This window comes from Streptomyces albidus (ex Kaewkla and Franco 2022) (assembly GCF_013870515.1).
In the GTDB taxonomy this organism is placed as follows: Bacteria; Actinomycetota; Actinomycetes; order Streptomycetales; family Streptomycetaceae; genus Streptomyces; species Streptomyces albidus.
In genome coordinates this window covers 37,107-57,978 of sequence record NZ_JACBXA010000011.1, presented here as the reverse complement: position 1 = coordinate 57,978, position 20,872 = coordinate 37,107, and the positions used below count along the sequence as shown (strand labels likewise).

18 protein-coding genes and 4 tRNA genes are annotated in these 20,872 nt (G+C 68.8%); 13 read left to right on the top strand and 9 right to left on the bottom strand.

Annotated features, from left to right (window positions below):
- The 4 genes from H5J26_RS04020 to H5J26_RS04005 form a co-directional block, all read right to left on the bottom strand.
- Positions 1-1,283 (bottom strand): DEAD/DEAH box helicase (locus tag H5J26_RS04020; RefSeq protein WP_181764266.1); only part of this gene is annotated, 1,283 nt, incomplete at its 3' end.
- 889 nt (positions 1,284-2,172) lie between these two features.
- Positions 2,173-2,547 (bottom strand): fluoride efflux transporter CrcB, encoded by a 375-nt coding sequence (crcB, locus tag H5J26_RS04015; protein ID WP_181764265.1) that lies wholly within the window; start codon positions 2,545-2,547, stop codon positions 2,173-2,175.
- The gene (locus H5J26_RS04010) at positions 2,544-3,137 is read right to left on the bottom strand and encodes a FluC/FEX family fluoride channel (protein WP_181764264.1); all 594 of its coding nucleotides are present in this window, start codon (positions 3,135-3,137) and stop codon (positions 2,544-2,546) included. Before H5J26_RS04010 ends, crcB begins: the two co-directional genes overlap by 4 nt.
- Positions 3,134-3,496: a metallopeptidase family protein gene (locus tag H5J26_RS04005; RefSeq protein ID WP_181764273.1), complete on the bottom strand. Its 363-nt coding sequence runs from the start codon at positions 3,494-3,496 to the stop codon at positions 3,134-3,136. Before H5J26_RS04005 ends, H5J26_RS04010 begins: the two co-directional genes overlap by 4 nt.
- A gap of 108 nt (positions 3,497-3,604) precedes the next feature.
- Between H5J26_RS04005 and H5J26_RS04000 the strand changes: the two genes are divergently transcribed.
- The 4 genes from H5J26_RS04000 (at position 3,605) to H5J26_RS03985 (ending at position 5,664) form a co-directional block, all read left to right on the top strand.
- Positions 3,605-5,314, top strand: a complete 1,710-nt coding sequence (locus H5J26_RS04000; protein ID WP_181764263.1) for a metallophosphoesterase family protein — start codon at positions 3,605-3,607, stop codon at positions 5,312-5,314.
- Positions 5,315-5,399: 85 nt separating this feature from the next.
- Positions 5,400-5,472 (top strand) — tRNA-Glu (locus H5J26_RS03995).
- A 39-nt stretch (positions 5,473-5,511) separates the two neighbouring features.
- Positions 5,512-5,586, top strand: a tRNA-Asp gene (locus H5J26_RS03990).
- A gap of 4 nt (positions 5,587-5,590) precedes the next feature.
- Positions 5,591-5,664, top strand: a tRNA-Phe gene (locus H5J26_RS03985).
- Positions 5,665-5,762: 98 nt separating this feature from the next.
- On the opposite strand, the gene H5J26_RS03980 is transcribed toward H5J26_RS03985, so the two are convergent.
- Positions 5,763-6,197: a tyrosine-type recombinase/integrase gene (locus H5J26_RS03980; RefSeq protein WP_235980386.1), complete on the bottom strand. Its 435-nt coding sequence runs from the start codon at positions 6,195-6,197 to the stop codon at positions 5,763-5,765.
- Here H5J26_RS03980 and H5J26_RS03975 point away from each other — a divergent pair.
- From H5J26_RS03975 to H5J26_RS03965, 3 genes are all read left to right on the top strand, one after another.
- A complete protein-coding gene (locus tag H5J26_RS03975; RefSeq protein WP_181764262.1) occupies positions 6,196-6,663 on the top strand; it encodes a hypothetical protein in 468 nt (155 codons plus the stop codon). The genes H5J26_RS03980 and H5J26_RS03975 overlap by 2 nt on opposite strands.
- A 294-nt stretch (positions 6,664-6,957) precedes the next feature.
- Positions 6,958-7,374, top strand: a complete 417-nt coding sequence (locus H5J26_RS03970) for a hypothetical protein (protein WP_181764261.1) — start codon at positions 6,958-6,960, stop codon at positions 7,372-7,374.
- Positions 7,375-7,701: 327 nt separating this feature from the next.
- Positions 7,702-8,307 carry a GNAT family N-acetyltransferase gene (locus H5J26_RS03965; RefSeq protein WP_235980385.1) on the top strand — a complete coding sequence of 202 codons (606 nt, stop codon included), beginning with the start codon at positions 7,702-7,704 and terminating at the stop codon, positions 8,305-8,307.
- A 239-nt stretch (positions 8,308-8,546) separates the two neighbouring features.
- On the opposite strand, the gene H5J26_RS03960 is transcribed toward H5J26_RS03965, so the two are convergent.
- Positions 8,547-9,104: a snapalysin family zinc-dependent metalloprotease gene (locus H5J26_RS03960; RefSeq protein WP_419183751.1), complete on the bottom strand. Its 558-nt coding sequence runs from the start codon at positions 9,102-9,104 to the stop codon at positions 8,547-8,549.
- A 398-nt stretch (positions 9,105-9,502) separates the two neighbouring features.
- Between H5J26_RS03960 and H5J26_RS03955 the strand changes: the two genes are divergently transcribed.
- Positions 9,503-9,880 carry a peptidoglycan-binding domain-containing protein gene (locus H5J26_RS03955; protein WP_181764260.1) on the top strand — a complete coding sequence of 126 codons (378 nt, stop codon included), beginning with the start codon at positions 9,503-9,505 and terminating at the stop codon, positions 9,878-9,880.
- 184 nt (positions 9,881-10,064) lie between these two features.
- On the opposite strand, the gene H5J26_RS03950 is transcribed toward H5J26_RS03955, so the two are convergent.
- Positions 10,065-11,546: an FG-GAP and VCBS repeat-containing protein gene (locus tag H5J26_RS03950; RefSeq protein ID WP_235980384.1), complete on the bottom strand. Its 1,482-nt coding sequence runs from the start codon at positions 11,544-11,546 to the stop codon at positions 10,065-10,067.
- 255 nt (positions 11,547-11,801) lie between these two features.
- Between H5J26_RS03950 and sph the strand changes: the two genes are divergently transcribed.
- Complete coding sequence (sph, locus tag H5J26_RS03945; RefSeq protein ID WP_181764259.1) at positions 11,802-12,824, top strand: sphingomyelin phosphodiesterase; 1,023 nt, start codon at positions 11,802-11,804, stop codon at positions 12,822-12,824.
- A gap of 520 nt (positions 12,825-13,344) precedes the next feature.
- Here the strand turns inward: sph and H5J26_RS03940 are convergent.
- On the bottom strand, positions 13,345-14,448 hold the full coding sequence (locus H5J26_RS03940; protein WP_235980383.1) for an ABC transporter permease: 1,104 nt from the start codon (positions 14,446-14,448) through the stop codon (positions 13,345-13,347).
- A gap of 135 nt (positions 14,449-14,583) precedes the next feature.
- Between H5J26_RS03940 and hrpA the strand changes: the two genes are divergently transcribed.
- The 4 genes from hrpA (at position 14,584) to H5J26_RS31235 (ending at position 19,926) form a co-directional block, all read left to right on the top strand.
- Positions 14,584-18,735: an ATP-dependent RNA helicase HrpA gene (gene hrpA, locus H5J26_RS03935; protein WP_181764258.1), complete on the top strand. Its 4,152-nt coding sequence runs from the start codon at positions 14,584-14,586 to the stop codon at positions 18,733-18,735.
- Between the two features lie 94 nt (positions 18,736-18,829).
- Positions 18,830-18,904, top strand: a tRNA-Asp gene (locus tag H5J26_RS03930).
- Between the two features lie 109 nt (positions 18,905-19,013).
- Positions 19,014-19,649: a DsbA family protein gene (locus tag H5J26_RS03925; protein ID WP_181764257.1), complete on the top strand. Its 636-nt coding sequence runs from the start codon at positions 19,014-19,016 to the stop codon at positions 19,647-19,649.
- Between the two features lie 88 nt (positions 19,650-19,737).
- A complete protein-coding gene (locus H5J26_RS31235) occupies positions 19,738-19,926 on the top strand; it encodes a DUF6274 family protein (RefSeq protein ID WP_309237765.1) in 189 nt (62 codons plus the stop codon).
- A gap of 506 nt (positions 19,927-20,432) precedes the next feature.
- Here H5J26_RS31235 and bldC read toward each other — a convergent pair.
- Positions 20,433-20,639 carry a developmental transcriptional regulator BldC gene (bldC, locus tag H5J26_RS03920; RefSeq protein WP_027749187.1) on the bottom strand — a complete coding sequence of 69 codons (207 nt, stop codon included), beginning with the start codon at positions 20,637-20,639 and terminating at the stop codon, positions 20,433-20,435.
- Positions 20,640-20,872 lie beyond the last annotated feature (233 nt).

The window sequence follows — 20,872 nt, the reverse complement described above, 5'->3', positions numbered from 1 at the left end:
TCGCGGGTGAGCTTCGCGACCTCGCGCTCGGCCTGCTTGGCGGCGTTCGCCGTCGAGTCGGCCTGCACCTCGGTGAGCGAACGCGCGCCCGTGATCTGTGTCACTTCTTCGTCGAAGACGTCGCCCCGGCCGATGATGTGCCGCGAGGCGTCGACGCCCGCGTCCTCCATCAGCCGGAAGATCTGGCGCCGCTGGTGCGGCAGGGCCAGCGAGACGACCGTGCCGGACAGGCCCGCGCGGGCCGTACGCCCGGAGCGGTGCAGGTAGTCCTTGTGGTCGCCGGCGGGGTCGACGTTCAGCACGAGGTCGATGTTGTCGACGTGGATGCCGCGGGCAGCGACGTCCGTGGCGACCAGCACGTTGACCTTGCCTTCCTTGAAGTCGGCCATGGTGCGCGTCCGGGCGCCCTGCGTCATCCCGCCGTGCAGCGCCTCGGCGCCCACACCGCCCTCACGGAGCTGCTCGGCGACGCGGTCCGCGCCCAGCTGCGTCCGTACGAAGATGATCGTGCGGCCCTTGCGGGCGGCGATCGCGGAGGTCACCGGCGCCTTGTCGCGAGGCTTCACGACGAGCACGTGGTGGCTCATGGTGGTGACCGCACCCTGCGCGGCGTCGACCTCGTGGACCACGGGGGTCACCAGGTAGCGCCGTACGAGCGTGTCGATCTCCTTCTCCATGGTCGCGGAGAAGAGCATCCGCTGGCCGCCCACGGGCAGCTGGTCCATCAGCTCCGTGACCTCGGGCATGAAGCCCAGGTCGGACATCTGGTCGGCCTCGTCGAGGATCGCGACCTCGACGTCGGCCAGGGAGCACGAACCGCGCCCGATCAGGTCGCGAAGGCGGCCCGGGGTGGCGACGAGGATGTCGACGCCGCGCTCGAGCGCGGTGATCTGGTTCGCCATGGACGTACCGCCGCAGACGACCTTGAACTTCAGGCCGAGCACGTCACCGTACGGCTGCAGCGCGTCCGAGACCTGCATGGCCAGCTCACGCGTGGGCGTGAGGATGATGCCGCGGGGGCGCTTGCGCTCGGTGCGTGCGCCGGTGAGGCGGGCGAGCAGCGGGAGCCCGAAGGAGAGGGTCTTGCCGGAGCCGGTACGGCCACGGCCGAGGATGTCCTTGCCCTTCAGCGCGTCCGGAATGGTCGCGGCCTGGATCGGGAAAGGGGTGGTGACACCGTTCTGTGCGAGCTTGCGTACGACCGCCTCGGGGAGCCCGAGATCAGCGAACGTGACGGTCTCCTCGTCATCGGGCAGGACAGCGTCGATTGAGGCAACAGACATGCGAAATGCGAACCTTCCGGAGTTCAGCAGCACGCGCCCAGACTCCGTGAATTCGCAAACGACCGCCTCGATGCGGTCAGCCACGGCTAAGAGAAACGCGCCACGCGGCGCGCTCTTCAGGGGCGCCGGGCAAATGGGATCAAACGATCACCCAGCATACGCACCCCGCGGGGCGCTGCGCAAATGAGGACCGGATCGGGATCATAGCCCCTCTGTGAAGGACTATCCGCTGGTCGGAACGGTGGGAGCCACCGTCGGGACGTCCGGTCGCGTCGGAGTGGGCTTCGGCACACTCGGCATCGGCGGAAGGGGCGGGTGAGGGTACGAAGTGCGGGGCGGCTTGGGCGGTTTGGGAATCCCGGGCCGGCCATCCTGGCCGTGGTGACGCGACTTGGGCTTCGCGGACTTCGAGGATTTCGCGGAACCGCCCTTCCGCGCATCCTTCGCCCGGCGCTTTCCACCACCGTCGCCGTGCCCGTCTCCACGCTCGTGCGCGTGCCCCGAATTGCCCTTCCCCCGCGCGTTCTTGCCCTTCCCCGCGCCCTTTCCGCCGAGCTTCGCGCCTCCGTCGACACCGCCCCCGGCGGCGGCCCCCGCGCTCGCACCGGCCCCGCCTCCCTCCGGAACACCGCTCCCGCCCTCGCCGCTGACCGTCATGCACCCGGAGAGCGAAGCCAGGATGAGCGTGCCCGCGACCGTACGGGCGACGCCCAGGACGACTCTTCTCGTGCGCGGGCCCCGGGGGAGGGGAAGTGATCGGGATGGACGGCGCACGGTGAGACCTCCAAGCGCGGGGAGCAGCGGGCCCACTGCCCAACTGCCCCTCGCCGCAAAGGGTCACGCGACCGAGCGGCGGCACGCCGACCGGCCGCCCGCGTGCGCTCCGGGCTCACATGAAGAGCGAGCGTGCCACCGTCAGTCCCACGAACACCGCGCCCAGCCCAGCGGCCAGGGACGCCGCCACATACGCCACCGCAGTCCCCCGGCGTCCCCGCTCGGCCAGCCGCAGCGTCTCGTACGAGAACGTCGAATAGGTCGTCAGCGCACCGCAGAGGCCCGTCCCCAGCAGCGCGGTCAGCCCGGAGCCGACGACGCCGGCGCTCGCGGCCCCGGTCAGCAGGCCGAGCGCCAGGCTGCCCGCCACGTTGACGGCGAACGTGCCCCACGGGAAGTGCGAGTCGTGCCGGGACTGGACGGCCCGGTCCGTCAGATACCGCAGCGGAGCCCCGACTGCGGCACCCGCGATCACCAGCAGCCAGTTCACGGTGCCTCACGCCTCTGCAAGGGCGCGGGCCCCCGGGTCAGCAACGCGCGCGTACCCGCGGCACCGGCCCAGACCGCGGCGAGCGCGCCGGCCAGAGTTCCGCCGATGTAGGCGAGACCCACCAGGGCTGCATGGGCGCCGCCCTCCAGCAACCGGGCCGCGTCGGCCGCGTACGCCGAGAACGTCGTGAACCCGCCGAGCACCCCCACGCCCAGGAAGGGGCGCAGCAGCGGATGCGTACGGGCGTCGCGGCCACCCTCGCTGACCAGCACCATCAGGACGCCGATCAGGGCGCAGCCCAGCACGTTGACGAGGAAGACGCCCACCGGGAATCCGGCATCCCCGCGAGGCGGCAGCCACAACGACAGCGCATGGCGGGCGACCGCTCCCAGCGCACCGCCGGCCGCGACGACGGCCAGCACGACCGATCCGTGGCGGCCCGCGGCCTCCGCCCGCTGGGCGGGCACGTGCAGGTCGACGTCGGGGTCGACGGCCTCCTCGGCGAGCGGGTCGGGTGCGCCGGCACCGCCGTCGTCCGGGGGGCGGCGGGCGTCACCGGGTCCGTCGCGTCCGCCGGGGGCGTCGCTCACCCGTAGCCCAGTGCGTGCAGCCGCTCGTCGTCGATGCCGAAGTGGTGTGCGATCTCGTGGACGACGGTCACCTCGACCTCCGCGACGACTCCTTCCCGGTCGCCGCCCTCGCTCTCGACCATGCGCAGCGTCGGGCCCCGGTAGATCGTGATCCGGTCCGGCAGCACCCCGGCGTACCACTCGCCCCGCTCGGTCAGCGGCGTGCCCTCGTACAGACCGAGCAGCTCCGGGTCCTCGGCCGGGGGCTCGTCCTCGACGAACACCGCCACGTTGTCCATCAGCCTGGTCAGTTCCGGCGGGATGCGGTCGAGCGCCTCTGCGACCAACACCTCGAAGTCCTCGCGCGTCATCTCCAGCACCCCGCCATTGTCGGTCACCGCGCTTCCGCCGTGCACGGGGCGTCCGGCGCGGTTTTCCCACACGGCTGCCCCGCATAGGTGGCCTGCCGGACGGGCATAGGGGGCCTCATGGCCCGCGATGCCCGGAAGCCACGCAAACCACTCCGACTGCCGCAACGCGTACGCAAGCTGCCCGCCACCCTCCTCGACCGCTTCCGCCGCCGTCGCGGCCACCACGACGACACCGGTGGGCCGGACTCCCCGCGCCCCGCGAAGGCCTCCACGACCGCCACCCTGACGCTGACCCGCACACCCCGTCCGTACCTGCGCGGCCTCGGCCTCGTCGTTGTCACGCTCCTCGGCGCCTGGCTGGGGCTGCTGATCGTGGGCAGCGTCACCGCCCCGGTCGGCCCGATGGACACCAAGATGACGCTGCGCCCGTCGCTGACGGGCGGCACGAAAGTCAACGTCTCGCCCCTCGGCGCCCTCGAACTGCGCAGCCACTACGCGCCCCTCCGCCTCGACGTCGACGTGGACCAGCTCGACCAGGAGCGCGCCGCCGCCCTCGTCGACCATCCCGAGCGGCTGGAGGGGCTGGAGGCCGAGATCACCTCGGACGTGCGTTCCGGCACCGCGGACCTCGCGCTGCGCGCCACCGCGGCCGTCGTCGTCGGCTCCTGCGCGCTCGCCCTCGCCGTCTACCGGAGGCCCCGGCGCGCCTTCGCCGCCGGCGGCCTCGCCCTGGCGCTGCTCGCGGCCTCCGGCGTGACGGCGTTCGCCACGTGGAACCCGAAGTCCGTGCTGGAACCGAAGTTCTCGGGCCTGCTGGCGAGCGCGCCGTCCGTCGTCGGCAACGCACGCAGCATCGTCACCGACTTCGACATCTACCAGCGCGAGTTGGCCCGGCTGGTCGCCAACGTGACCAAGCTCTACGAGGCGACGTCCACCCTCCCCGCGTACGAGCCCGACCCCTCCACCACGCGCGTGCTGCACGTCTCGGACATCCACCTGAACCCGGCCGCGTGGCAGATCATCAAGTCCCTGGTCGACCAGTACGAGATCGACGCGATCATCGACACGGGCGACACGATGGACCACGGCACCGCCGCCGAGAACGGCTTCATCGAACCCGTACGGGACCTCGGCGCCCCCTACCTCTGGGTGCGCGGGAACCACGACTCGGACACCACGCAGAAGGCGTTCGAGAAGCTCGCGGAGAAGAAGGGCAGCAACGTCCACGTCCTCGACAACGGTGTGCCCTTCGACGTCGCCGGGCTCCGCCTCGCAGGCTGGGGCGACCCGCAGTTCACACCGGACCGCTCCGTCAGGCCCGAGGGCGACCCGGAGGAGCGCAGCGAGGGGCGGCAGCTGGCGACGGCCGTACGGGCGCAGAAGATCTCGGGCACACCGATCGACATCGCGGTCTCCCACAACCCGGTACTCGTCAAGGAGACCGACGGCCTCGTCCCCCTCGCCCTGGCGGGCCACACCCACCAGCGCAGCAACGAGATCCTCCGCGGCCGTACCCGGCTGATGATCGAGGGCTCGACGGGCGGCGGCGGTCTGCGGGCGGTCGAGAAGGAGGAGCCGCAGAAGGTGTCCGCGTCCGTGCTCTACCTGGACCGGGACGGCGGCGGACTGCAGGCCTGGGACTCGATCACCCTGGGAGGCCTGGGTCTGACCACCGCCGAGGTCACCCGCCACCTCGCCGAGGACACCGAAGACGACGCCAAACCCGGTTCCTCGCGGTCACCCTCCCCGTCGTCCAGTCCGTCCTCGACCTTCACCTCCCCCGGACGGGAACCCTCGCCCTCCCCCTCGCCGGTCAACTCCCCGTAACCGTTTTGGCGAACGCTCCCCTATCCCATATGCTTCTCACGTCCCCGACGCGCTGACAGACCGGAAGCGCCCAGGTGGGCCATCAGCCCTCATCGTCTAGTGGCCCAGGACGCCGCCCTTTCAAGGCGGTAGCACGGGTTCGAATCCCGTTGGGGGCACGCACCACCGTGTGCGAGACTGGTGCTCGCGCGAAGCTTGGTCCTGTGGAGCAGTTTGGAGTGCTCGCCACCCTGTCAAGGTGGAGGCCGCGGGTTCAAATCCCGTCAGGACCGCTGCGGCTGGGTAGCTCAGTTGGTACGAGCGATCGCCTGAAAAGCGATAGGTCGCCGGTTCGATCCCGGCCCCAGCCACCGCAGATGAACAGCGAAAAGCCCCCGTCGAGGTCACTTGGCGGGGGCTTCTTCGTGTGCCCGGAGGACGGCAGTTCTGACGCCACGGCGGCGATCCGCTACAGCAACGTGCCTTCCAGACGGCCGAGCGCCTTGCGCTGCTCGTCGAGCGAAGCGTGCGCGTAGACCTGCATCGTCACGCCGTGATCACTGTGCCCGGCGATCTGCTGGACGATGTGCACGGGGGCGCCGAGATCCAGCAGCAGCGTGATGCAGGTGTGCCGCAGATCGTGAAAGCGGAGATCCAGACCGAGCCGCCCGCTTCCGTACGGGGTCCCAGCTCCGCCAGAGGTTGTCCGGCTCGAACGGTGTGCCGATCCGGGACGGGAAGACGAGCCCGTTCTCTTTCCAGTCCAGGCCGGCAAGCGCACGGGCTGCAGAGGGCGGGGGCCAGCTTCCGCAGGGTGCTTTGGGAGCGCGCACTGAGGGTTCCAGCTGCAAGTCTCTGTCCGGGACAGTGCGCCAGCTGACGTTGTGATGGAGAGTGATCCCATGGGCGGTGGACTCGCAACTCTGTTAGCCGTAGCGGGCACCCTGCTGGGCGCGGTGGTTACTCACCTGTTCCAGCGCAAGGCGGCCGACCGGGCTCAAGGTTTCGCCGTGGGGCAGCAGCTCCGTTCCGATCGTCTCAACGTGTACAGCGACTTCGCCGGCGCCGTCACGGAGTTTCGACGCGGTCAGGAAGATCGTTGGCACAGGAAGAACGAAGATGCTGCGGGCCAGGCTTACATCGAGGCCCGAACCGAGTCTTATCGGCTTCGCGGGGTCGCGCTCCAGGCGCTCTTCCGGGTCCAGCTCATAGCCAGTAGTCAGGGGCTGGTCCACGCTGCAAAGCTCGCCTACGACAAGACATCTGTTGTCCATCGAGCCAACGACTCGGGCCATTTGAGCGCGAACGGGAATGAAGCGACGACGACTTTGGAACAGTTCATCTCCTTGGCTTCAGGAGACGTGCGCTGAGAAGCGCTAGACGCTAGATCGCACCCCTGCCTATGGAGCATCAGCGCTGTACAGCAACGACGTACAGCAATCACGGCGACCGCTGCCAGCCATCAGTGACTCCAGGCGGCTAGCCGACCGGCCCGGGAGACCTCATCGACCGTCATGCCCATAGTTCGCAACGAGAGGGGCATCCGTGCCACTTCGACCTGGACGCTCCGTCAACACCCCAGCTCCAGCCTTCCGTCGGCCCTTTCAAGTCAGAACCACCGAGCCGAGCCTGCGTGCCCGGAGCTGATCCTTACGCTCCGTGGCATGGCAACTTCGGGGGCACGGAAAGCGGCATTCGGCGGACTGGGCAAGTGGTGGGGCGTGTTGGCCGGCTTCTTGCTGATCGCGGCTTGGATCAACAAGGCCGCTGGCCCACCGGTGGTCATCGGCCTCTCTGCGATCGTGCTGCTCTGGTGCTTCTTCCAGGCGCCCGTGACCTGCAAGGCAGAGGTGCGAGGACGACCGGATGGCTGCCGCAACAACGCGGCCGGACTCCTATTGGGGTGCCACATCCGGCAGCATCGCTGGCAGAAGCTCAAGATGCTCATCGTGCGCCGACAGATCCGCGCCTTCTGCCGCGGCCTGTTCTCGGACGGGAAGGCCGTCGTCGTGACACTGGCCGGCGTTGGCAGCTTCGCTTCGGGGCTGGCAGCCCTGATCCCAGGCGTCGTGGTCCGCTGACCTGGTTTGTGCAAGCTGATCTTCGTGACGCCAGTGCTGACGCCGACGGGCATGGACGTCGGCGGTACGGGTGGACATCAGCGGACCGTCGACCTGGGCACGCCGGTCCCTCACCCCTCACCTCCTCCGCCTGAAAAGCGATAGGTCGCCGGTTCGATCCCGGCCCCAGCCACCGCGGATGAACAGCGAAAAGCCCCCGTCGAGGTCACTTGGCGGGGGCTTCTTCGTGTGCCCGGAGGACGGCAGGAGAAGGCGCCGGCGGGGGCGGTCGGCTCCACGGCTGTGCCTTGGTCGTTCGGGCCGCACCGGGGCCAAGAATTCGGTACCTTGCCCGCCCCGTCAGAGCGCAAGCTGGTGCGCACGACTCTGGCCACCCCCATACTGCACACCGCCCGCCTGCGGCTGCGCCCCTTCACCGACGCCGACGCGGAGCCCCTCTTCGCGCTGCACAGCAGCACCTACGTGATGCGCTACTGGGACTCCCCGCCGTGGAACGAACGGGCTCGCGCCGAGCGCTTCATCGCGAAGTGCCGGAAGACGGCGGACGAAGGCACCGGGGCGCGGGTGGCCATCGACCGGGCTTCGGACGGGGCCTTCGTCGGCTGGTGCGGTCTGACTGGATGGAACCCGGACTACCGCAGCGCGACATTGGGCTACGTCCTCGACAATGCGATGTGGGGCCACGGCTACGCGACGGAGGCCGCGCACGCCTTGCTGCAGTGGGCATTCGACACGCTGGACCTGAACCGAGTTCAGTCCGAGACCGATACGCGCAACGTGGCGTCTGCCCGGGTCCTGGAGAAGAACGGATTCGTGCGTGAAGGGACGTTGCGGGAAGACTGCGTCGTGAACGGCGAGGTATCCGACTCGTGGGTGTTCGGGTTGATCAGGCGAGAGTGGCGGCCGTCGATCACGCCGATCCCGGCCCGTTAAAGGGCTGTTCCATGGCTGGCGTGTCCGGGGATTGACGTACCGCAACGAAGTACCGCAACCACAGACCGCGAACATCACCCGGGCAGACCGAAGATGATCGCCAGATCGCCCTTCGCCTGGACGGCCGAAGCGAGACCTCCAACCCGCGGTCGTCCGCCCGCAGTTGGGTGGCAACCGACTGCGGTGACCACGGGACGGGCCCGGGCCACCGCAGCCTTCAGCGGATGCCGCTCAGTCGATCAGTCCTGGAAGACCAGGGGCCGCTGACGGTCCTGCGTGAACGAGAAGCCTCCCCCGAAGTTCGCCTCGACCTCGGCCTTCTCCGCAGCGTCCGGGTTGGCGTTGGTGCAGGAGACCCCGCCGGTGGATCCGGACATCAGGCTGGAGCACGGGCCCGGCTTCATGTCGGGCAGGCCGAGGATGTGCCCCAGTTCGTGTGAGGCGATGCGGGTGGTGTTGTACCCCTGCTGCACCGCCTCGCGGCCGAAGTAGACGGTGCCGTTGCCGAGGCTGGTGGTGACGGCGCGAGGCCAGCCGTCGTCAGCGACGATGCGCACGTTGGCCTGCTCACCGCCCTCGGCCTTCTCGAGACGGACGCCCGTGACGCTCTCGTTCCAGACCTGCACGCCACTGTCCACCGCCTCGGCGAACTCGGCGGATTCGCTGGCGTCGTACTTGAGGACCGTCGCCGCAGCGCTGTCCTGGGGTGGTTCCGCGGCCACGGCCTGGCCGCCCAGCAGAGCGAGAGCAACGAGGGGCCCGACGAGGGCAGTTCGGGCGACATTGCGGAGCAACACATCAGCCTCCTGGTGGGGGACAGAGCTCAGATGTTGGCGTGTTCATGCCCTCTGGGGCACGGCGGATTCCTACGGAACGCAAACTCCGCCAGAATTCTTCGTGATCTTCCCGAAAGGCCCTGCGGGAGCAACCGAACCGCCTTGGCCGGAAGGCCACTTGCCTCTGCGCGCCGGAGGCTCTCCGCCCGGCTCGGGGATGAGCGTCCACGCACCCCCGGACAAGTCCGAGACCGGCCAATGTCGTCGGCGAATGTGCCGGGCGATCGCTGTTCAACCATCAGGCCAGCCAGCATTGTTGGGCGTCGCAAAGATCAGGTGCCGGCTCATCCGCGCGTATCGCGCCAGGGTCCGGCGCCCCCTGAGCGACCTACCACAACCGTGACAACGAGGGGAACCCGATGAAGCTCAACCGCACCGCAGGCAAGATCGCCACGACCGCCTTCGCAGTGCTGGCCCTCACGGCGGCCGGCGCCACCGGGAGCGCCGCAGCCGCTGAGGCGCCGAGCAACCCGGCCGCGAACGAGTGCAACTACTCCACCGCGAGACCCACCCTCCAGCTCGGGGACACCGGCCCGGCCGTCAAGCAGGCCCAGTGCTACCTGCTGCACACGCTGATCATCGACGACCTCATCGAGGTCAGCGGCAACTTCGACGCCAAGACCCAACTCCGCGTCCGCCAGTTCCAGAGCTGCGCCGGTCTGGCCTCGAACGGTGTCGTCGGCGCGAGCACCTGGTCGGTGTTCGAGCAGTACATGAGCACCGGCAGGGTCTGCTGACCTTGCCCGGTGACTTCGACGGCAACTCCCTCCGTCTTCCGACTACTTGAGCAGTCTGTCGGCGGACAGCCGTCCTGCGTACGGGACATGAGCGCGGGCTGAGGCCCGCGGCAGCCACCGCTGAAACGGGAGAAGCCCCCGCCGAGATCCCCGGCGAGGGCTTCTCCTGTACTCAAGGCACCGCTCAGTCCGGCGGGTAGAGATAGGTGCCGTTCTCGTTGCCGAACGCCACACCGAAGCGTGCGTTCGCGGAAGGGGCGCCCAGGTCGAGCGGGTTGAGCGCCGCCGACCCGGTCGCCGTCAGGCCCGAGGCCGTGCCGCGCAGCGACCAGAACGCGCCGGTGTTGTTCTCCTCCGGTGCGGAGACGGCGAGTTCGGCCTTGGCGTCGTTGGTGATGTCGAGGAGATGTACGGCGCCGCCGAAGCGGTCACCGGCCTCGGCGACACCGGGAATGCCGGCGGTGTCCTGGTGGAACGCCTGCGCACCGGTGCCGAGGAGACCGCCTGAACGGCCCTTCAGCAGCACCACCGCGCCCGCGGCGGCCTTGTTCCCGATGGCTTCGAAGGGGACGCCCGCTGCGAGGTCCGCGTACCCGTCGCCGTTGACGTCACCGGCGTCGAGGCGGGCACCGAACTGGTCGCCCTTCTCGCTGGACCCCGGGACGCCGTCCGTGTTCTGCGTGATCGTCCGGACGCGGGTGGTGCTGGGGCCGCTCGCCGTGCCGTAGTAGATCTTGATGGTTCCGGCGTCGTACGGGAGGTCCTCGGTGATGCCGTTGGGGACCGTACGGGTGGCGAGGTCGCCCTTGCCGTCCCTGTCGAAGTCCCCGACCACGGCGGTTGCGGCGGAGGGAAGGGCGGTCGCCGTCGTCGAGAGCCCCGATGCCGAGCCGCGCCAGAACTTGCCGCCCTCGGCGTGGTTCTCGTACGCGTAGAACGTGGCGACGTCGTCGAAGCCGTCACCGGTCATGTCTCCTGCGGCGACCGCGAGGATCCCGTTGTCGGTGCTGAACATGTCGATCGGCTGCTCGTCCGCCGGAGCGCCGGCACGGGTGAACGGCCCGAACAGCACGGCGCGGAACTCCCAGTCGTCGCCGTGCCTCATCATCAGGTCGGAGAGGCCGTCCCCGTTGAAGTCCCCGGCGGCGAGGTTCTCACCGACCGCCCATCCGCTGGACCCGGCAGGTGCCTCGATGGTCACCGCCCCCGCACCGGCGATTCCGGCCTCGCGGCCCCACAGCACGGTCACGGTGCCGTAGCTGTTGGTGGAGGTGACGGACTCACCCGAGCTGCGTACGGCGAGGTCGGTGTATCCGTCGTCGTCGAGGTCGCGGGCGACCACCTTCTGACCGAAGCGGTCGTCGGTCTCCGCGTTGCCGGGGACACCGGCCGTGTTCTGGCTGACGATCGTCTTGGATTCGGGATCGAACCCGGTCGGCGAGCCGTACGTGACCACGATGTAACCGGCCCTGGGCTGCCCCGCGACGGGGCTTTCGGAGGCCGTGGTGACGAGGTCCTGGTACCCGTCGCCGTTGAAGTCCTCCCGTACGGACGCCGCCGTCGTCTTCGCGGAGGACTGCGCGCCGCCCGCTGCGGACGCGGCTCCTCCCGTGAGGGCGACAGCAAGGCTGACGACTGCAACGCAAAGCGTACGAACGCGCATCATTCCTCCAAAGCCCGCCGAATGCGGCGGTACGGAAGTGAGACGCCCGGGACGTACGAATAGTTGCACCCTTTTCGCACCGCTTCTCGAAGTGCTCGGGGAGGCCGTCCCGACCCCGAAGCAGCAGGCCGCTGCGGGGACTTCGCCGGTTCGCCGCCACGCATTGGACAGAAGTTTGCGCGCAGACCGGTTAACAGAATCAAGCTTGCTTGCTTGGATGTGTGGTGGACCGATCCCCCACCCCCCACGGGAGATGACATGCCACCCTCCAGCAGCCGGGTCCGAAAGCTACTGCGCGTCCCGACTCTGGCGATCGCCACCGCACTGGCCGCGGCCGGTCTCGTGGCGAGCGGACCCTCCGCGGGTGCCGCGCCCGAGACCTCGGCGCCGGGCTCCGCGAGAGCCGCCGAGACCCCGAACCTGAAGGTGCTCACCTACAACACCTTCCTCTTCAACAAGCTGATCTATCCCAACTGGGGTCAGGACCACCGGTCTTCGGCCATCCCCGACGCCGACTTCTTCCAGGGCAACGACGTCGTCGTCCTCCAGGAGGCGTTCGAGAACTCCGCGTCCGACACGCTCCAGAAGAAGGCGGAGGCCCAATACCCGCACCAGACCCCCGTGTTGGGCCGGAAAAAGGACGGCTGGGACGCGACCGGCGGCTCCTGGTCCGACATCGCACTGGAGGACGGCGGAGTCACCGTCCTCAGCAAGTGGCCGATCATCCGCAAGGAACAGTTCGTCTACGACCACGGATGCGGCGCCGACTACCTGTCCAACAAGGGCTTCGTGTACGCCGTCCTGGACGTGAACGGCACCAAGGTGCACGTCGTCGGCACGCACCTCCAGGCGGGTGACTCCGCCTGCGGTGACGGTGAGGCGAAGGAGATACGCGCCGACCAGTTCAAGGCGATCGACTCCTTCCTCGACGAGAAGGCGATCCCCGCGGACGAACAGGTCATGGTCGCGGGCGACTTCAACGTCGACTCCCGCGGGGACGAGTACGGATCGATGCTGGCCAACGCAGATCTTGCGCCGGCGGACGCCCGTACGGGACATCCGTACTCCAGCGACCATGTGGAGAACACGATCGCGAAGGGGCGAAGCGACAACGGCAGCCAGTCCGACCTGGACTACGTGCTTCACCGCAACGGCCACGCACGTCCGGCGGGTTGGGAGAACGAGGTGATCAAGGAGGAGACCGAGCCCTGGGAGACCTCCGAGGGCACCTTCACCAACCTCTCCGACCACTACCCGGTGATCGCGGCCCCGTCGTCGTAGACGACTGAACGGCACGAGCGAGACCCCCGGCTTCCCGGCCGGGGGTCTCGGCGTTTCGGCACAGTCGGAGGTCGGCACAGCCAGCGGGCCGGCACGGCAGGACGTCGCCGCGGACCTGGGCAGCCGCGGTTTCGGAGGCCGGCCGGGACCGTCACGTCGGCACGCCCGGCCGGCGCCCCACGGCGGGACGGAAGCGTCATCCCGGCGGCGATCCTCCGCGGTGGTGTCGCGCCGCTGAACGGCCAACGACCGAGCGGCGATTCACACGCTCGCGACGCCTGACACGGCGCTGACGGCAGCACTGAGGGCATTGATCAGATCCAGCGGCTCCACGGCCCTCACCTCTCCCCTCCGTCTCGCTCCTGCGAGCAACTCACAGAAGGGTCGCAGGCCTGCCCGCTCGGCGAAAGTTGTTTTCCCGGGCCCCGCGAGCCCTCCCCCGCGACGCTCTCCGTACGCGAACTGCCCTTGCTCACAAGGGTGTTGGACGGTTGCTCAGTCCCGCCTCACGAGTCTCAGCTCATGCCGGCTCCGCCTCGGACGGAGTCCCTGCCGTGGCGCCACCGCGAAGACGTTCATCGAGCGTGAGGAAGACGGTCGTGGCGATCGCCGCCCAGGCAGCGAGCACCACGTACGGCAGGACGTGCTCGCTGCCCGGGAAGTAGATCGCGGTGTGCTGCGCGTTCACCGACGCGCCAGGAGGGAGCCACCGCCCCACGGCGCCCAGCGCGGACGGGAGCAGCGGCCAGGAGACCGCGCCACCGGACGAGGGGTTGCCGAGCAGCACCATCAGGAGCCAGGTGGGGATCATCGCCCAGCGCCCGAAGAAGGTGTTGAACATCAGGAAGACCATGCCCGAGGTGAACATCGTCAGCGCCAGGATCAGCCACGAGTGCACGAACGGCAGGGGCACCGCGTCGAGGAGCCAGCTCACCATCACCGCGATGACGAAACCGCCGAGAAGGGAGTACGCGGCGATGGTGAAGATCTTCGCTCGCCGCGAGAGACCGGCGGCGTTGACGTTGAGCTGGATCGCGCCGATGAAGCCGATGATGTCGGCGGCGAGGGTGATGTAGAAGACCGTCAGACCACGGGGGTCGCCCTTGCCGAGGGGTTTGAGGTCTCTGATGACCACCTCCACGCCGACCTTCCTGCCGACCTTCGGTGCCGCCTGCTGGAGTACCTCGGCCACGGAGGCACCGGACGCGCTCGAGATGTCCATGTCGATGCGACCGCGCTCGCTCTGCCGGAGGACCGTGAAGATCTGCTGGTCGTCGACGGCGCGCTTCGCCTCCTCGAACGTGCGGTAGTGCCGCAGCTTGAGCGACGAGCCGAGCGCCTTCTCCAGCCCGTCCACGAAGGCCCGGGTCTGCTGCCGGTCCTGCGCATGACCGATGACCGCCGCGGGGATGTCGTGCGGCGCGGGGTCGGCCATGGCGTAGGTGTAGGAGCCCGCGAACAGCCCGGCCGCCGCCGCGACGATCAGCACCAGGACCGCCGCCGGGAAGAAGGGCGTGTGCGTGAAGGCCCGCCATCGCGCGCCCGGCCCCGAGTGGTGCCGCTGCGCCTGGTCAGGAGCCTGCTCGGGCTCGGAATCGGGGCCGGGCTCCCGCTGATCACTCATGCGCGCCACCTTAAGCATGCTTTGCCCTGTTGATCCTTTTTGTTCGCTCAGTAGTGGCACATGCCGGGCGCTCACGGGGCCTCGCCGGGAATTGGTTGGCAGCGCGATTCGGTGAGGTGCGATCCTGGAGCCGGTATGCCGACTTCCACATCACCGTCCCCGTCTTTCGACGCACTGCGTGAACGCCTGCCCGAGCTGCTGCTCCGCGACCAGCAGCGGCTCGGGCGCCGACTCGACGGCGCCCGCAGGATCCGTAAGCCCGAGGCACGCGACGCCGTCCTCGCCGAGATCTCCGCCGCCATGGACGAGTCCGAGCTGAAGGTGGCGGCACGCCGCGAGGCGCTTCCCGCCTTGAGTTATCCGGAGCAGCTGCCCGTCAGCCAGAAGAAGGACGAGATCCTCGCGGCGATCCGCGATCACCAGGTCGTGATCGTCGCGGGGGAGACCGGCTCCGGCAAGACGACGCAGATCCCGAAGATCTGCATGGAGCTGGGGCGCGGGATCCACGGAGTCATCGGTCACACCCAGCCCCGCCGGCTCGCGGCACGTACGGTCGCCCAGCGCGTGGCCGACGAGCTGAACACGGCGCTCGGGGAGTCCGTCGGCTGGAAGGTCCGCTTCACCGACCAGGTCAAGAACCACACGCTGGTCAAGCTGATGACCGACGGCATCCTGCTCGCGGAGATCCAGCAGGACCGCGACCTGCGCCAGTACGACACGATCATCATCGACGAGGCGCACGAGCGCAGTCTCAACATCGACTTCCTGCTCGGCTATCTCGCACAACTGCTGCCCAGACGCCCCGAGTTGAAGGTCGTCATCACCTCGGCGACGATCGACCCCGAGCGCTTCTCGCAGCACTTCGGCGACGCCCCGATCGTCGAGGTCAGCGGGCGCACGTACCCGGTCGAGGTGCGCTACCGGCCGCTCCTGGAAGGGGATCCGGGCGAAGCGGGGAGCTCGTCCCGCGGCTCCTCCGGCGATTCCCGCGGGAGGAGCGACGCGCAGGACCGCGACCAGATCACGGCCATCTGCGACGCCGTCGACGAGCTGCAGGGCGAAGGGCCCGGCGACGTCCTGGTCTTCCTCTCCGGCGAGCGCGAGATCCGCGACACGGCGGACGCGCTGGAGAAACGCCTCGTACGCGCGGGAGGCCACCGCGCCGGGGACACGGAGATCCTCCCCCTCTACGCCCGCCTCTCCCACGCCGAGCAACACCGCGTCTTCCAGCGCCACTCCACCCGCCGGGTCGTCCTGGCCACCAACGTCGCCGAGACCTCCCTCACCGTCCCCGGCATCAAGTACGTCGTGGATCCCGGCACCGCCCGCATCTCGCGCTACAGCCACCGCACCAAGGTCCAGCGCCTGCCGATCGAGCCCGTAAGCCAGGCCAGCGCGAACCAGCGCAAGGGCCGCTGCGGCCGTACGTCCGACGGCATCTGCATCCGGCTGTACTCCGAGGAGGACTTCCTCTCGCGGCCCGAGTTCACGGACGCCGAGATCCTGCGTACGAACCTCGCCTCCGTCATCCTGCAGATGACCTCGGCCGGGCTCGGCGAGATCGAGAAGTTCCCGTTCATCGACCCGCCGGACCACCGCAGCATCAAGGCGGGCGTCCAACTCCTCGAAGAACTGCACGCGTTCGAGATTCCGAAGAAGGGCGACAAGGGCGACGGGCAGGTGCGGCAGGGCCAGGACAGCAAGAAGCGCCTCACCGCCACCGGCCGCAGACTCGCCCAGCTCCCCGTCGACCCGCGCCTCGCCCGCATGGTGCTGGAAGCCGACCGGAACGGCTGTGCGCGCGAAGTGATGGTCATCGTCGCGGCACTGTCCATCCAGGACCCACGCGAACGCCCCGCGGACAAGCAGAGCCAGGCCGACCAGCAGCACGCACGGTTCCGCGAGGAGACCAGCGACTTCCTCGCGCTCCTCAACCTCTGGCGCTACGTCCGGGAGCAGCAGAAGGAGCTCTCCTCCTCGGCCTTCCGGCGGATGTGCAAGGCGGAGTTCCTCAACTACCTGCGGATACGGGAGTGGCAGGACATCTACGCGCAGCTGCGCCAGGTCGCCCGGACCATGGACATCCAGCTCGCGGCGTCCGACACGGAGGCGTCTCCCGACGCGGTGCACCAGTCGCTCCTGGCCGGGCTGCTCTCGCACGTAGGGCTCAAGGACACCGAGAAGAACGAGTATCTGGGCGCCCGAAGCGCCAAGTTCGCGGTCTTCCCGGGTTCGGCGCTCTTCAAGAAGCAGCCGCGCTGGCTGATGTCGGCCGAGCTGGTCGAGACATCACGGCTGTGGGCACGCGTCAACGCCCGCGTCGAGCCGGAGTGGATCGAACCCCTGGCGCAGCATCTGGTCAAGCACACCTACAGCGAGCCGCACTGGGAGCAGAAGCAGGCCGCCGTGATGGCGTACGAGCGCGTCACGCTCTACGGCGTCCCACTCGTCGCGCAGCGCAAGGTCAACTACGGGCGCATCGACCCGGAGACGGCCCGCGACCTCTTCATCCGGCACGCGCTGGTCGAGGGCGACTGGCGCACGCACCATCAGTTCTTCCGTGACAATCGCAAACTCCTCGACGAGGTCGAGGAGTTGGAGCACCGGGCCCGCCGCCGCGACATCCTCGTCGACGACGAGACCCTGTACGACTTCTACGACCAGCGCGTCCCCGACGACGTCGTCTCCGGCGCCCACTTCGACTCCTGGTGGAAGAAGCGGCGCCGCGAGGACCCGGATCTGCTGAACTTCGAGAAGTCCATGCTCATCAACGAGCAGGCGGACGACGTCAGTCAGAGCGACTATCCGGACGTCTGGCAGCAGGGGCAGCTCTCGCTCCGCGTCACCTATCAGTTCGAGCCCGGCACGGACGCGGACGGCGTGACCGTGCACGTACCGCTCCAGGTGCTCAACCAGATCACCCCCGCCGGCTTCGACTGGCAGATCCCCGGCCTCCGCCACGGCCTGGTCACCGAGCTGATCCGCTCGCTCCCCAAGGCCGTACGGCGGCACTACGTCCCGGCGCCAGACTTCGCCGCCCGGTTCCTGCGGACGGTGACGTCGGGGGAGGAGCCGCTGACCGGCACGCTCGCCCGCGAGTTGCAGCGCATGGTCGGAGTCCCCTTCTCCGGGCAGGACTTCGCGCTGGAGAAGGTCCCCGACCACCTCAAGGTCACCTTCCGGGTGCTGGACGAGAAGCGCCGCACGCTGGCCGAGTCCAAGGACCTCGAGGACCTCCAACTCCGGCTGCGGGACAAGACCCAGGCCGCCATCGCCCGTGCCTTCGAGTCCTCGGCGCGAGGTCGGCACGCCAAGCGGTCCGCGGCGGGGGAGAAGCCCGCCGGCGGCGAGGGCGCGGAGACCGGTGCGGACGGCCCCGCGGGCTCCGAGGGTGCCGCCGCACCGCTGTCCTCCCGTTCGGGCCTCACGGACTGGACTCTCGGCGCCCTGCCCCGCATCTTCGAGACCAGGCGCTCCGGTCAGCCCGTCAAGGCGTACCCGGCCCTCGTGGACGACGGCGAGTCCGTCTCGGTACGCCTCTTCGACACCGAGTCCGAGCAGCAGCAGGCCATGTGGACCGGCACGCGCCGGCTGATCCTGCTCAACATCCCTTCCAACCCTGCGAAGTTCGCCGCCTCGAAGATGTCGAACCCGCAGAAGCTCGCCCTCTCCCGCTCCCCGCACGGCAGCGTGCAGGCCCTCTTCGAGGACTGCGTGACGGCCGCGGCGGACCGGCTCATCGCCGTGCACGGCGGACCCGCCTGGGACGAGGAGTCCTTCCGCAAGCTCTTCGACGCGGTGCGTGCGGATCTGGTCGACGCCACCCTCAAGACCGTCCGCCAGGTCCAGGAGGTCCTGGCCGCCTGGCACTCCTGCGAGCAGCGCCTTCGCGGCGTCACCAGCCCTGCGCTGGCGAGTTCGACCGCGGACGTCGCGGAGCAGGTCGGCGCCCTCATCAGCCCCGGCTTCGTCACCCGCCACGGGGCCGGGAGGCTTCCGGACCTGATGCGCTACCTGGTCGCCGCCGACCGCCGCCTCCAGCAGATGCCGACCAACGCCGAGCGCGACCGTTCGCGCATGGCCAAGGTGAAGGAGATGCAGGACGAATACCTGTGGCTGCTGGAGCAGTTCCCGCAGGGCCGTCCCGTTCCGCAGGCGGCCCGCGACATCCGCTGGATGATCGAGGAGCTGCGGGTCAGCTACTACGCCCACGCTCTGGGTACCGCCTATCCGATCTCCGACAAACGCATCGTGAAGGCGGTGGACGCGGCTGCCCCGTCAGGGTGATCCGGGCGTCGCACACAGTGAGTTCGCGCCGCTCTCCGGCCTGCTGTAGAGTCTCGTCTCGCGTCGGCGGAGCGTCGTCCGGCGCTCATCGCAAGGTCCTGTGGAGCAGTTTGGAGTGCTCGCCACCCTGTCAAGGTGGAGGCCGCGGGTTCAAATCCCGTCAGGACCGCAAGAGAAGGAACAACCCGTCCCCGCCATGCGGGGGCGGGTTGTTCTCGTTGCCGGTCCCTTGTGTCACCTTGAGCGTGCCGAAGCATCCCCGCGACTCGGAGCAAGCAGTGACTCAGTCCTCGCAAGCACGCACCGCCGACTTCTGGTTCGACCCCTCCTGCCCCTTCACCTGGCTGACCTCGCGCTGGCTTCTGGAGGCCGCCGCGGCGCGTTCCCTCGAGGTGCGCTGGCACCTGATGAGCCTCTCCGTGCTCAACGAAGGCCGGGACGAGGACCCGGAGAACGACCCGGAGGGCTACCTGTGGGTCCCCGTGCGGATCTGTGCCGCCGTGCTGCAGCAGTACGGGCAGGAGGCGCTCGCGAAGTTCTACACAGCCCTGTGGACGAACGAGTCCGAGGGTTCCCCCGAGGAGAAGTGGCTCAACGACCTTCAGAACGCGCTGGAGAGCGCCGGATTGCCGAAGTCGCTCTCGGACGCCGGCATGAATACGGACCACGACGAGGCCGTGCGCGCCTCCCACAGGGAGGCCATGGACCTCATCGGGAAGGACGTCGGCACACCGGTGATCGCCGTCGAGGGAAGCGAGGGGAACCGGGAGCGCAGGACGGTCTTCTTCGGTCCCGTCATCTCCCAAGTGCCCACCGGGGAGGCCGCGGGACGGCTGTGGGACGGCGTCCTGCTCGTCGCGGGGACGCCCGGCTTCCACGAACTCAAGGCGACGCCGCCCAAGGCGCCCGCATAGCGCCTCTCGTGCTTCGTGCGCCGGTAGGTCACTCCCTTGACGCTCCAACGCCGCACCGGTACCCCTCTTGGAGGGAGGTGGGGCGATCGTGGGGACTACTCCGCAGGGGCCTCGACGGCACGAGACCAAGGCGCTGCTTCGCGCGCACCTTGCGGCCGCCACTCGCTACCGGCACGTGACGCGCCACTGCCCCATCTGTCACCGTCTGTTGCGCCTCGCGATGGAACCCGCCCCGGATGAGCGCGGCGAGGGCGGTCGGCCGTCTGCTTCCAAGTAGTCAACGCCGGTTCCGGATAAGGCAGTTGTGTGACCGCCCGATCCGAGCCCAGGTCGGCCTGTGCGGTGACCTCCACTACCTCAGAGTAGTCAAGGGCCACAAGTGGTGAGGGATGTGACGGGAGTCACCGCTTCCGCTCGGGATGTGGCGGAACTTACGGGCTTCTCACCACCCGTCAATTTAATATGTGCAATTGCACCCTGCCCCACCGGGCCTCTGCGGCACACACCCAAGGCCTCCGGCACTCTCCCCAACTCCCCTTGCGCCAGGACTGATCGAGCCCCCGGTGAAGCCCCGGCCGGCCTCCGGGACGCGCGATCCCGGGCATCCGGCACGGAACTCCACCAGGTCAGCGAAGCACAAAAAAGATCGCGCCGGACCCGGCGGAGTCCAGCGCGATCAACGATCAAGCGCCGTTGGGGACAGCGACCTGACGTGTTGTGTCGCGGGCACCGATCCGGGGTGTGGGCCCCGAATGCGCCCGGATATGGAGTTATTTCGCCTGATCAAACCTCACTGCGCTGCTGCGGGATGCCCGCCAGCAAGGCGCGCACCTCCGCCTCGCGGTAGCGGCGGTGACCACCGAGCGTGCGAATCGACGTGAGTTTGCCTGCCTTTGCCCAGCGTGTGACCGTCTTCGGGTCCACGCGGAACATCGTGGCAACCTCCGCCGGGGTCAACAGCGGCTCGGCATCAGGGGTGCGAGCGGTCATGAGCGGCCTCCTCGAGGAACCGAACCATACGGTTCTTTCCTTAAATTCTGCACCTTGGCCCGCGTTGCCCGATATGGACGTACGCGAGCCGAGTCGGTTATAGGACGAACGGCTTGTCCTCGGCACTACAACTACACCATCTGTCCAGCCACGTCGGCCAAACCGATGGAATTGCCCTCTGAGGGTTCAACTTCGGCGGAAGCCCGATGGACCGTCCCATAGCGGACAGTCAC

Bases quoted from the DNA above. Each gene is read 5' to 3' on its own strand.
- H5J26_RS04000 (WP_181764263.1), top strand. From the start codon at position 3,605: ATGGCCCGCGATGCCCGGAAGCCACGCAAACCACTCCGACTGCCGCAA.
- H5J26_RS03975 (WP_181764262.1), top strand. From the start codon at position 6,196: ATGGGCGGTGGACTCGCAACTCTGTTAGCCGTAGCGGGCACCCTGCTG.
- H5J26_RS03980 (WP_235980386.1), bottom strand. From the start codon at position 6,197: ATGGGATCACTCTCCATCACAACGTCAGCTGGCGCACTGTCCCGGACA.
- H5J26_RS03970 (WP_181764261.1), top strand. From the start codon at position 6,958: ATGGCAACTTCGGGGGCACGGAAAGCGGCATTCGGCGGACTGGGCAAG.
- H5J26_RS03955 (WP_181764260.1), top strand. From the start codon at position 9,503: ATGAAGCTCAACCGCACCGCAGGCAAGATCGCCACGACCGCCTTCGCA.
- H5J26_RS03950 (WP_235980384.1), bottom strand. From the start codon at position 11,546: ATGATGCGCGTTCGTACGCTTTGCGTTGCAGTCGTCAGCCTTGCTGTC.
- sph (WP_181764259.1), top strand. From the start codon at position 11,802: ATGCCACCCTCCAGCAGCCGGGTCCGAAAGCTACTGCGCGTCCCGACT.
- H5J26_RS03940 (WP_235980383.1), bottom strand. From the start codon at position 14,448: ATGAGTGATCAGCGGGAGCCCGGCCCCGATTCCGAGCCCGAGCAGGCT.
- hrpA (WP_181764258.1), top strand. From the start codon at position 14,584: ATGCCGACTTCCACATCACCGTCCCCGTCTTTCGACGCACTGCGTGAA.
- bldC (WP_027749187.1), bottom strand. From the start codon at position 20,639: ATGACCGCTCGCACCCCTGATGCCGAGCCGCTGTTGACCCCGGCGGAG.